Annotated in this window: 9 protein-coding genes; all 9 read left to right on the top strand. The window is 49.9% G+C overall.

The window, feature by feature from the left end; genetic code table 11:
* Nucleotides 1-5: 5 nt before the first annotated feature.
* The 9 genes from rplK (at nt 6) to rpsG (ending at nt 12,542) form a co-directional block, all read left to right on the top strand.
* Nucleotides 6-449 carry a 50S ribosomal protein L11 gene (gene rplK, locus EHT87_RS26705; RefSeq protein ID WP_124909847.1) on the top strand — a complete coding sequence of 148 codons (444 nt, stop codon included), beginning with the start codon at nt 6-8 and terminating at the stop codon, nt 447-449.
* Between the two features lie 27 nt (nt 450-476).
* Nucleotides 477-1,175, top strand: a complete 699-nt coding sequence (gene rplA / locus EHT87_RS26700; RefSeq protein WP_124909846.1) for a 50S ribosomal protein L1 — start codon at nt 477-479, stop codon at nt 1,173-1,175.
* A gap of 1 nt (nt 1,176) precedes the next feature.
* Nucleotides 1,177-1,713: a 50S ribosomal protein L10 gene (rplJ, locus tag EHT87_RS26695; protein ID WP_124909845.1), complete on the top strand. Its 537-nt coding sequence runs from the start codon at nt 1,177-1,179 to the stop codon at nt 1,711-1,713.
* Nucleotides 1,714-1,824: 111 nt separating this feature from the next.
* A complete protein-coding gene (gene rplL, locus EHT87_RS26690) occupies nt 1,825-2,205 on the top strand; it encodes a 50S ribosomal protein L7/L12 (protein WP_114406413.1) in 381 nt (126 codons plus the stop codon).
* 200 nt (nt 2,206-2,405) lie between these two features.
* A complete protein-coding gene (gene rpoB / locus EHT87_RS26685; RefSeq protein WP_124909844.1) occupies nt 2,406-6,269 on the top strand; it encodes a DNA-directed RNA polymerase subunit beta in 3,864 nt (1,287 codons plus the stop codon).
* Between the two features lie 330 nt (nt 6,270-6,599).
* Entirely contained in the window at nt 6,600-10,928 is a 4,329-nt protein-coding gene (gene rpoC, locus EHT87_RS26680) for a DNA-directed RNA polymerase subunit beta' (RefSeq protein WP_124909843.1), read from the top strand.
* Nucleotides 10,929-11,133: 205 nt separating this feature from the next.
* Complete coding sequence (locus EHT87_RS26675; protein ID WP_124909842.1) at nt 11,134-11,454, top strand: DUF3467 domain-containing protein; 321 nt, start codon at nt 11,134-11,136, stop codon at nt 11,452-11,454.
* Between the two features lie 122 nt (nt 11,455-11,576).
* Nucleotides 11,577-11,999: a 30S ribosomal protein S12 gene (gene rpsL, locus EHT87_RS26670; RefSeq protein ID WP_114406409.1), complete on the top strand. Its 423-nt coding sequence runs from the start codon at nt 11,577-11,579 to the stop codon at nt 11,997-11,999.
* A gap of 75 nt (nt 12,000-12,074) precedes the next feature.
* Nucleotides 12,075-12,542 (top strand): 30S ribosomal protein S7, encoded by a 468-nt coding sequence (gene rpsG, locus EHT87_RS26665; protein WP_124909841.1) that lies wholly within the window; start codon nt 12,075-12,077, stop codon nt 12,540-12,542.
* Nucleotides 12,543-12,594: the final 52 nt, after the last annotated feature.

Below are 12,594 nucleotides of genomic sequence, written 5' to 3'. Positions count from 1 at the left end.
AAGCAATGGCAAAAGAAGTAGTTGGCTACGTGAAATTGCAGGTGAAGGGTGGTGCTGCCAACCCCTCTCCTCCGATCGGACCAGCGTTGGGTTCCAAGGGTTTGAACATCATGGAATTCTGCAAGCAGTTCAACGGACGGACGCAGGACAAGGCGGGTATGATTCTCCCGGTACTGATCACGTACTACAAAGACAAATCGTTTGAATTTGTCATCAAAACACCGCCTGCACCCATCCTGTTGATGGAGGCCGCCAAAGTAAAAACCGCATCGGCTCAACCGAACCGGAACAAAGTTGGCTCAGTAACCTGGGATCAAGTTCGGCAGATTGCCGAAACGAAAATGCCGGATCTGAACGCCTTTACCATCGAATCAGCGATGAAGATGATTGCCGGTACCGCCCGGAGTATGGGCATCACGGTATCGGGGAAAGCTCCCTGGGACAATTAATTTCAGCAGTCAAATTCAGAGAAGATAATGGGAAAATTGACTAAAAAACAAAAGGATGCTCTGAGCAAATACGAAGCTGCGAAAGAGTACTCATTGGCGCAGGCTGCCGAGATTTTAAAGACAATCTCGTATACGAAGTTTGACGCTTCGGTGGACATCGACGTTCGTTTGGGCGTTGACCCCCGGAAAGCCGATCAAATGGTACGGGGTGTTGCTACACTGCCACACGGTACGGGTAAAACCGTTCGGGTGTTGGTATTGTGCACACCGGATAAAGAAGCCGAAGCGAAAGAAGCCGGTGCTGATTTCGTTGGGTTAGACGAATACATTACCAAAATCGAACAAGGCTGGACGGACGTCGATGTGATCATCACGATGCCGAATGTAATGGCTAAAGTTGGTAAACTGGGCCGGGTTCTGGGACCGCGCGGATTGATGCCAAACCCGAAATCGGGTACGGTAACGCCGGAAGTAGGCAAGGCCGTTCGTGAAGTGAAAGCCGGTAAAATCGACTTCAAAGTTGATAAATTCGGGATCATTCACGCCGGTATTGGTAAAGTGTCGTTCGACCCGGACAAACTGGCCGAAAACGCACAGGAAATTATTGCAACCCTGCTGCGCCTGAAGCCTTCGTCCTCAAAAGGTACGTATGTAAGAACGATTCATTTGTCAAGCACGATGAGTCCGAGTGTAGTAATTGATAAAACGACGGTATCAGGACTGTAACATGACACGGGAAGAAAAAGGAGCGATTATTGAGGAACTGAGCGAGAAGTTCAAGACGGTTCCCTACTTCTATATCACCGATGCCAGTGGCATGTCGGTTGCCGAAGTAAACAAACTGCGTCGGATGTGTTTCGACCAGGGTATCGAATACCGGGTTATCAAGAACACGCTGATCAGAAAAGCATTGGAAACACTGGATACCGATTATACCTCCTTCGACGGAACGGTATTGGCGGGATTCTCCGGCGTTATGTTCCACGCTGAATCGGGTAAAGTTCCGGCCAAGCTGATCAAACAATACCGCAAAGAAGCCGGTAATGATAAGCTGAAACTGAAAGGCGCTTCGGTTGATTACAGTCTGTTCATTGGTCACGACCAGTTGGAGACGCTGTTGACGCTGAAAACCAAGAACGAACTCATTGGCGACGTTATCGCCTTGCTGCAATCACCTGCCAAGAATGTTATTTCTGGTCTGCAGAGTGGTGGCAACAAACTGGCCGGTATCCTCAAAACACTGTCGGAGCGCGAAGCCGCCTGACGCCATGTACCCACGGACGTCGGTCCGTGAGCGTACAGACTAGTAAAACACGGATTAAAGGCCGTGGATATTTTTAATCAATTTTGTAACAATCTAATCAAGAATACGAAAATGGCAGATTTGAAAGCGTTCGCGGAGCAGCTTGTCAACCTGACGGTAAAAGAAGTTAACGAACTGGCTGCTATTCTGAAAGATGAATACGGCATCGAACCAGCAGCAGCAGCTCCCGTTATGGTAGCCGGTGGTGGTGGCGGTGAAGAAGTTGCAGCCGCTCCTGAGAAAACGTCTTTTGACGTGATCCTGAAAGCAGCAGGCGCCAGCAAACTGGCCGTTGTGAAATTGGTGAAAGACCTGACGGGTCTGGGCCTGAAAGAAGCCAAGGAATTGGTTGACACAGCTCCAAAACCAGTGAAAGAAGGTGTTGCGAAAGACGAAGCGGAAGCGCTGCGCAAGCAACTGGAAGAAGCCGGAGCAGAAGTTGAAGTGAAATAACCCTGCTTAGGGAATCACATTCTCCCCCGGGAATAGGCCTGGCATCTGTCAGGTCTTTTCCTGTTTGGGGAGTTTTGCGCTGTACACACGGGAAAGCAAACTATTTTCCTGTATATTACGTTGTCCGTTTACGCCCTTTTGTATACTAAAAGTAAGCGGACGAGTTAATCTCGATCACTATAACTAAACGCAACGAAGTCTTGGCTACGAAAACAACCACGCGTATAAGCTTTGCGAAAATCAAACCAGTGATCGAATATCCGGATTTTTTGGATGTTCAGATACAATCTTTCCAAGATTTTTTTCAGTTAGACACCCCTTCTGATAATCGTTCGAAAGAAGGTTTGTTTAAAGTTTTTCAAGAAAATTTCCCGATTTCCGACTCCCGCGAAAATTTCGTGCTGGAGTTTATCGATTATTCGGTGGATCCCCCGAAATATTCGGTCGATGAGTGTATCGACCGGGGTCTGACGTATTCGGTGCCGCTGAAAGCTAAATTACGGCTTTCCTGTAACGATGCGGATAACGAGGATTTCGAGACGATCGAACAGGAAGTGTTTTTAGGGAATATTCCGTACATGACAGCGAAAGGTTCGTTTGTCATTAACGGAGCCGAACGGGTAATTGTTTCTCAGTTGCACCGTTCACCGGGCGTGTTCTTCTCCATGAGCAAGCACACCAACGGTACGAAATTGTATTCAGCACGGATCATTCCGTTCAAAGGATCCTGGATTGAGTTCTCGACCGACGTCAACAACGTCATGTATGCCTACATCGACCGGAAGAAGAAATTCCCGGTAACGACGTTGCTGCGTGCCATTGGCTTTGGCTCGGATAAGGAAATCCTGGACCTGTTCGGATTATCTGAAGAAATACCGGCAACCCCGGCAAACCTGAAAAAAGTGGTGGGCCGTCGGTTGGCTGCCCGGGTTCTGCGGACGTGGACGGAGGATTTTGTGGATGAGGACACGGGTGAAGTGGTGTCAATCAGCCGGAATGAGGTATTGATGGAGCGTGATTCCGTTATCGCGGCTGATCACATCGACACCATTACCGATTCAGGACAGAAGTCGATCATCCTGCACAAGGAGGATATGAACGTCGCTGATTATAACATCATTTATAATACGCTGCAAAAAGATAGCTCCAACTCGGAGAAGGAAGCGGTTGAGCAAATCTATCGGCAGCTCCGGAATACGGAAGCTCCCGATGAGCAAACCGCTCGTGAAATCATCCAGAGTTTGTTCTTCTCGGACAAACGCTACGATCTGGGCGATGTTGGACGCTATCGGATCAATAAGAAACTGGGTCTGGATGTCGCGCCCGATACGAAAGTATTGACGACCGAAGATATCGTTTCCATTGTGAAATACCTGATCGGTCTGATCAACTCCAAAGCTGTTGTCGATGACATTGACCACTTGAGCAACCGGCGCGTCCGGACGGTCGGTGAGCAATTATACGCCCAGTTTGGTGTCGGTCTGGCACGGATGGCGCGGACGATTAAAGAACGGATGAACGTTCGGGATAACGAAGATTTCAAACCGGTCGATTTGATTAATGCCCGGACATTGTCTTCGGTCATCAACTCGTTCTTCGGTACGAACCAGTTGTCGCAGTTCATGGACCAGACGAACCCGCTGGCCGAAGTGACGCACAAGCGTCGAATGTCGGCACTCGGGCCCGGTGGTCTGTCGCGCGAACGGGCCGGATTTGAAGTACGTGACGTTCACTACACGCACTACGGTCGTCTGTGTACGATTGAAACGCCGGAAGGGCCGAACATCGGTCTGATTTCGTCGCTTTGCGTCTACGCGAAGGTAAACAGCATGGGCTTTATCGAAACGCCTTACCGGATCATTGATAGCGGTAAAGTGCTTCCCGATACGCCGGTCAAATACCTGACTGCCGAAGAAGAAGATACGCACTACATTGCTCAGGCCAATACGCAGGTCGATACGAAAGGGGTACTGACGGGTGACCGCATCAAGTCGCGGTTTGAAGGTGACTTCCCGATGTCGGAACCGTCGAGTGTAACGTATATGGATATTGCGCCGAACCAGATTGTTTCGGTGGCCGCTTCGATGATTCCGTTCTTGGAACACGATGATGCCAACCGGGCCTTGATGGGATCGAACATGCAACGTCAGGCCGTTCCGCTGCTCCGTCCGCAGGCTCCGATTGTCGGAACCGGTCTGGAAGGGCGCGTCGCGATTGACTCCCGTGCGCTGGTCATTGCTGAAGAAAACGGGGTGATCGAGTTCGTGGATTCAACCAAAATTGTGGTTCGCTACGATTTGGCCGACGATCAGCGATTGATCAGCTTTGACGACGATCTGAAGACCTACAACCTGATTAAATTCCGCCGGACGAACCAGGATACCTGTATCAACCTGCGGCCGATGGTTCTGAAAGGGCAGAAAGTGAAAAAAGGCGAACCGCTTTGCGAAGGCTACGCAACAGAAGGTGGTGAGCTGGCGCTGGGCCGGAACATGAAGGTGGCCTTCATGCCCTGGCAGGGCTATAACTTTGAGGATGCGATTGTGATTTCGGAGCGCGTTGTTCGCGAAGATATCTTTACGTCGATCCACATTGAAGAATTTGAACTCGAAGTACGGGATACCAAACGTGGTGAAGAGGAATTGACGGCTGAAATTCCGAACGTTTCGGAAGAAACCGTGAAGAACCTCGACGAAAACGGGATTGTTCGGGTCGGTACGGAAGTGAAGGAAGGCGATATTCTGATTGGTAAAATTACGCCGAAAGGAGAAAGCGATCCGACGCCGGAAGAAAAACTGCTTCGTGCCATCTTTGGTGACAAAGCCGGTGACGTGAAGGATGCTTCCAAAAAAGCACCACCGTCGTTGAAAGGCGTTGTGATCGATACCAAACTGTTCTCCCGTCCGAACAAAGACGAACGGTCGAAACACAAGGATGAGATCAAGGCGTTGATGAAACGGTATAGCCGGGAGTTGATCGGTGTGCGTGAGCGCATGATCAACAAGATGTCGACGCTGCTGGAAGGGAAGACTTCGCAGGGAATCAACCACAAATTTGGCGACAACATCACGAGCAAGGGCGTTAAGTTTACCCGTAAGAATATCACGGATAACCTGTTCCCGGACAAAAACCCGTATCGTGATGAAAGCAGCTATTCGGTTCCGGAAGAAGTAAACTTGTTGGGTGACCTGTTGATCGAAGGATGGACAGATGATCCGCACACGAACAAGTTGCTGACCCAGATGGTTAAAAATTACAACAATCGTCGGAACGAAATCACCGGCCGCTTCAAGCGGGAACGGTTTACGCTGGAAGTTGGTGACGAATTGCCGGCCGGTATTGTAAAACTGGCGAAAGTCTACGTTGCCAAGAAGCGGAAGCTGAAAGTGGGTGACAAGATGGCCGGTCGTCACGGGAACAAAGGGGTTGTTGCGCGGATTGTTCGGGATGAAGATATGCCGTTCCTTTCTGATGGATCGCCGGTCGACATCGTATTGAACCCGCTTGGTGTACCTTCCCGGATGAACCTGGGTCAGATTTACGAAACCGTCTTGGGCTGGGCCGGTTTGAAATTGGGTCGCAAATACGCAACGCCCATTTTCGACGGTGCCACTGAAGATCAGGTGGTTGCGGAATTGAATGATGCCGGGCTGCCTTCGTTTGGCCGTACGTATCTCCACGATGGTCTGTCGGGCGAACGCTTCGATCAGCCGGTAACCGTGGGGGTGATTTACATGCTGAAACTGGGTCACCTGGTTGATGATAAGATGCACGCCCGTTCGATTGGGCCTTACTCACTCATTACGCAACAGCCGTTGGGTGGTAAGGCACAGTTTGGAGGTCAGCGGTTTGGTGAAATGGAGGTTTGGGCGCTCGAAGCATTCGGAGCATCGCACATTCTCCAGGAAATCCTGACCGTCAAATCCGATGACGTTGTGGGTCGTGCCAAAGCATACGAAGCAATCGTGAAAGGCGAAAATCTGCCGAAGCCTAATATTCCGGAATCGTTCAACGTGTTGGTACACGAATTGCGCGGTCTGGCCCTTGAGGTGACGATGGACTAATAAAGATAGCTTTACCGGTCGATTCAGCTGAATCGACCGGTATTGATTATTCGCTCAACGGATTTTTCGGTGTGACACCAAAACTCATAAATTTCTGAAAAAGCTACAAGTACACGGTTGAAAGTCATCAATCTACGTGCTTGTTTTTTATGCATATGCGCTTTTACATTGCCAGATTTAAATTTCTTTCTCTCCCATAAGAAGCGCAGGATGATTTACGATTCGCTACATAACCCAGAGAGTGCGTGCGGGCAATCACGCCGGTGAATGATAGTTACGTAAAAGTTGTTAAATCTAGTGATGGTTAGCTTTTAAAAAATCCATACAAGTATGTCCTTTAAGAAGAACAAAAAACTCAACAGCGACTTTTCCAGGGTGCTGATAAGCCTGGCTTCGCCTGAGTCCATTCTGGAGAGTTCGTACGGGGAAGTGACCCAACCTGAAACGATCAACTACCGGACTTACAAGCCTGAGATGGGCGGTTTGTTCTGTGAGCGGATCTTTGGGCCGGTCAAAGACTGGGAATGCCATTGCGGTAAATACAAACGGATTCGCTACAAGGGCATTATTTGCGATCGCTGTGGGGTGGAAGTAACGGAGAAAAAGGTGCGCCGGGAACGCATGGGACACATCGAACTCGTGGTTCCGGTAGCCCACATCTGGTATTTCCGGAGTCTTCCGAATAAAATTGGCTATCTGCTCGGACTTTCTACTAAGAAGCTCGACCAGATCATTTATTACGAACGATACGTTGTCGTTCAAACCGGTATCAAAGGTGAAGATGGTATTCAGGAACTTGACTTCTTAACGGAAGACGAATACCTGGATATTGTTGATAAACTGCCGAGTGGCAACCAGCTTTTGCCGGATTCTGATCCGCAGAAGTTCATTGCCAAAATGGGCGCTGAAGCGCTCGAGATGCTGCTGTCACGCGTGAAGTTGGACGAACTGTCGTACAACCTGCGCCACGCTGCTGCCACGGATACGTCGCAACAACGGAAGGCAGAAGCCCTGAAACGTCTGAAAGTTGTTGAAGCTTTCCGGGATGCCAACACCCGCGTGGAAAACCGCCCCGAGTGGATGGTGATTCGCATGGTGCCGGTCATTCCGCCGGAACTTCGTCCGCTTGTTCCCCTGGATGGTGGCCGGTTTGCTACGTCTGACTTAAATGACTTGTATCGTCGGGTGATCATTCGGAACAACCGTCTGAAACGCCTGATCGAAATCAAGGCGCCGGAGGTGATTCTGCGGAATGAAAAACGGATGTTGCAGGAAGCGGTCGATTCTCTGTTCGACAACTCGCGGAAAGTAAACGCGGTTCGCTCAGAAGGAAACCGGGCGTTGAAGTCGCTGTCCGACATGCTGAAGGGAAAACAGGGACGGTTCCGTCAAAACCTGTTGGGTAAGCGGGTCGATTATTCGGGCCGTTCGGTTATCGTCGTCGGACCGGAATTGAAACTGCACGAATGCGGTTTGCCGAAAGATATGGCGGCTGAATTATTCAAACCGTTCATTATTCGGAAACTCATCGAGCGCGGTATTGTAAAAACCGTCAAATCGGCAAAGAAAATCGTTGACCGGAAAGACCCCATTATCTGGGACATTCTGGAAAACGTATTGAAAGGTCACCCGGTTCTGTTGAACCGGGCTCCAACGCTGCACCGATTGGGTATTCAGGCTTTCCAGCCGAAACTGATTGAAGGAAAAGCCATTCAGTTGCACCCACTCGTTTGTACGGCATTCAACGCTGACTTTGACGGTGACCAGATGGCCGTTCACGTTCCGCTGGGACAGGAAGCCATTCTGGAAGCCTCAATGCTGATGCTGGCGTCGCATAATATCCTGAACCCGGCCAACGGTGCACCAATTACCGTACCGTCGCAGGACATGGTTTTGGGATTATATTACGTAACGAAAGGTCGCAAGAGTACGCCCGAATATCCGATCATCGGCGAAGGCATGACGTTCTACGGTGCTGAAGAGGTAATTATTGCCATCAACGAAGGCAAAGTCTCGAAGCACGCGAATGTGAATGTTCGGACGAAGGTTCGGAATGAAAAGGGTGAGCTGGAAACGAAAATTATCGAAACCGTAGCCGGTCGGGTACTGTTCAACCAGTCCGTGCCGGAAGAAGTTGGTTATATCAATGAACTGCTGACGAAGAAAAAACTGCAGCAGATCATTTCGTACATCTTCAAGATTTCGGGTGTATCGAAAACCGCTCAGTTCTTGGATGATATCAAAGAACTCGGTTTCCAAATGGCCTTCAAAGGCGGTTTGTCAATCGGTTTGAGTGACGTGAAGGTCCCTGATGCGAAAGAAAAACTGATTGGTGAAGCCAAACAGGAAGTTGAAGTGGTTTGGAACAACTACCTGATGGGTCTGATTACGGAAAATGAACGCTACAACCAGGTGATCGACATCTGGACGCGTGTCAACAGCCGGATCACCGAGACCCTGATGAAGCAGTTGGAAGCCGATCAGCAAGGATTCAACTCGATCTTTATGATGATGCACTCCGGTGCCCGGGGTTCACGCGAACAGATTCGTCAGTTAGGCGGTATGCGGGGTTTGATGGCCAAGCCACAAAAGAACCTGCAAGGTTCAGTGGGTGAAATCATCGAAAACCCGATTCTGTCGAACTTTAAAGAAGGTCTGGACGTACTCGAGTACTTCATCTCGACGCACGGTGCGCGGAAAGGTTTGGCCGATACGGCTTTGAAAACGGCGGATGCCGGTTACCTGACTCGCCGTCTGCACGATGTGGCGCAGGATGTGATTATTACAGAAGACGATTGCGGTACGTTGCGCGGTCTTCAGATTTCGGCATTGAAAGACAACGAAGACATTGTTGAACCATTGTCGGAGCGGATTCTGGGTCGGGTCACGGTTCATGATGTCTACAATCCGTTGACGAAAGAACTGATCGTGGCGGGTGGTAGCGAAATCAACGAAGAAATCGCAGCCGCCATCGATGAAACCAGTATCGAAACCGTTGAAATCCGGTCGGTATTGACGTGCGAAGCCAAAAAAGGCGTATGTGCGAAATGCTACGGCCGGAACCTGGCAACGGGTCGGATGGTCGATATCGGTGAAGCGGTCGGCGTGATTGCCTCGCAGTCCATCGGTGAACCGGGTACGCAGTTGACGCTTCGGACCTTCCACGTTGGGGGTACGGCTTCAAACATCGCGGTCGATGCGTCCATCCGGGCGAAGTTCGACGGGGTGGTTCAGTTTGAAGAAATGCGGACGGTTGAATCCGTCGATAACGAAGGCAACCCGATTACGGTTGTGATGGGTCGTTCCGGTGAAGTTAAAATTGTTGATCCGGCTAATCCGAATCTGGTGTTAATCAGCAACAACGTGCCGTACGGTGCTTTCCTGCGGGTTAAAGAAAACCAGCCGGTCAAGAAGGGTGACGAACTTTGCGCCTGGGATCCGTACAACGCCGTTATCTTGTCCGAATTGACGGGTAAAGTAGAGTTTGAAGCCATCGAAGAAGCCATTACCTACCGCGAAGAGTTTGACGAACAAACCGGCTTCCAGGAAATGGTGATCATCGAAAGCCGCGACAAAACCAAAAACCCGGCGATTGTAGTAAAAGGAACCACGACACTGCTGGAAGACACGACGGAAAAAGGGTATAACCTGCCGGTTAGTGCCCGTCTGGTTGTGAAAAACGGTCAGTCGATCAAAGCCGGTCAGCCGGTGGCAAAAATTCCGCGTAACGTCGGTAAAACCCGCGACATCACGGGTGGTCTGCCCCGGGTAACGGAACTGTTCGAAGCGCGTAACCCGTCGAACCCGGCGGTTGTGAGCGAAATCGACGGTGTGGTAACCTACGGTACGATCAAACGCGGTAACCGCGAAATTTATATCGAGTCGAAAGACGGAACGAAGAAAAAATACCTGGTACCGTTGTCGAAACACATTCTGGTTCAGGACAATGACTTCGTTCGGGCGGGTGATCCGCTGTCGGATGGTGCCATTACGCCGTCGGACATTCTGTCGATCAAAGGGCCAACCGCCGTGCAGGAATACCTGGTGAACGAAATTCAGGAGGTATACCGTCTGCAGGGTGTGAAGATCAACGACAAGCACATTGAAGCGATCGTTCGTCAGATGATGCAGAAAGTTGAAATCATGGACGCTGGGGACACGATCTTCCTGGATATGCAATCGGTTGACAAGTGGAGTTTCCGGATTGAAAACGACAAAATCATGAACATGAAAGTGGTCATGGATCCGGGTGATTCCGAAACGCTGAAAGCCGGTCAGATTATTTCCGTACGTCGTCTGCGCGATGAAAATTCGAGCCTGAAACGTCGGGATATGAAACTGGTTGAAGTTCGTGACGCGATGCCAGCTGTTTCACAACCGACTCTGCAGGGTATTACGCAGGCGTCGTTGGGTACGGAAAGCTTCCTGTCGGCGGCTTCGTTCCAGGAAACGACCAAAGTATTGAGCGAAGCGTCGATCCGTGGAAAAGCGGATTACCTCGAAGGCTTGAAAGAAAACGTGTTGGTAGGCCACCTGATTCCGGCTGGTACGGGAACACGCCGGTACGCCAACATCATCGTCAACTCGAAAGAGGAATACGAATCGTTCGTTGAGACGCGTGAGAAATTTACGCGCAGCAAAAAACGCGAAACGGTTTAGTTTCACTAGCTGAATGATAAAGAACAGGGTCAGGCCATAGGGTCTGGCCCTGTTTTTGTATTGATGAAGGCCAACTGCGTCAGGTGTTGCGTGCGGTGTATAGCCAACGGGTTGTTTATCAGGCGGGTAAAAAATAAACGCACTTTCTTTGAACTACGTAAAACCGCAGAGAGTTCATTATCTTTGATTCTTACATGCAATGAATATGGAAAACCAGTTACCTGATCAGGACGGCCAGATCAATATCGAATTGACGGAAGAAATTGCCGAAGGTATCTACGCCAATCTGGCCATGATCGCTCACTCCAACAGTGAGTTTATTGTCGATTTTATCCGGTTGATGCCCGGTATTCCCAAAGCCAAAGTCAAATCCCGGATCATCCTGACGCCCGAACACGCCAAGCGGTTATTGACGGCTTTGAAAGAAAACATCCGCAAGTTCGAAGATACCTACGGCGACATCAATGGAGCCGATGAAGCGTTCCGGTTTCCAACTCAGTTTGGCGGGCCTATCGGTGAAGCCTAAACCGGTAATAAACAGATCGCTACTTGAAAATAATTCCGTCAGCCCTTTGGTTTTCCAGCCGATTTAGCTAATTTTGCACTCCTATTTTTCCAGAGGACTGTAGTAATACCAATTCTGATACAATGCCTACGATACAACAATTAGTACGCAAGGGCCGTGAAAAGCTGACTTTTAAATCAAAGTCGCCGGCATTGGACTCTTGCCCACAACGCCGTGGTGTGTGTACGCGTGTGTACACAACCACCCCTAAAAAGCCAAACTCGGCTTTGCGTAAAGTAGCCCGTGTGCGACTGTCACATGGCAAAGAAGTTAACGCCTATATTCCGGGCGAAGGCCACAACCTGCAGGAACACTCCATCGTTCTGGTACGTGGTGGTCGGGTGAAAGACCTTCCGGGTGTGCGTTATCACATCGTTCGTGGAGCACTTGATACGGCTGGCGTAAGCGGCCGGAAACAAGCCCGCTCGAAATACGGTACGAAACGTCCGAAACCGGGTCAGGTAGCTGCACCGACGAAGGGAGCCCCAGCTAAAAAGAAAAAATAATAGCTCCCGGATTTAAGTAACTGAGCGTTGCCAACGATGCACAACGTTTAGAGTAAGATTTATCATCTGAAGATCATGAGAAAAGCAAAACCAAAAAAGAGATACGTTCTGCCCGATCCTAAATACAAGGAGACGCTGGTAACGAAATTTGTAAATAACCTCATGTACGAAGGTAAAAAAAGCCTTTCGTACTCCATTTTCTACGACGCACTGGCGCAGGTTGAGAAAAAAACCAACGACAACGGCTTAGACGTTTGGAAAAAGGCGTTGAACAACGTAATGCCTTCAGTTGAGGTGAAAAGCCGCCGGGTAGGTGGTGCCACATTCCAGGTTCCGACGGAAGTACGTCCTGATCGTAAAGTATCAGTAGGCATGAAATGGCTGATCAAGTATGCCCGTTCACGTGGTGAAAAAACCATGGTCGATCGTTTGGCAGCGGAAATCGTAGCAGCAGCAAAAGGTGAAGGCGCTGCCGTCAAGAAAAAGGATGACACCCACCGGATGGCCGAAGCCAACAAGGCATTCTCCCACTTCCGGTTCTGATCCGAACCAATCCAGTATGAAAAAAGCCGCCTTTCCGGGCGGCTTTTTTTCG

The sequence above is a fragment of the Larkinella knui genome, assembly GCF_003858645.1.
GTDB lineage: Bacteria > Bacteroidota > Bacteroidia > Cytophagales > Spirosomataceae > Larkinella > Larkinella knui.
The sequence above is the reverse complement of the archived record's forward strand: the minus strand, read 5'-3'. Positions and strand labels throughout refer to the sequence as shown.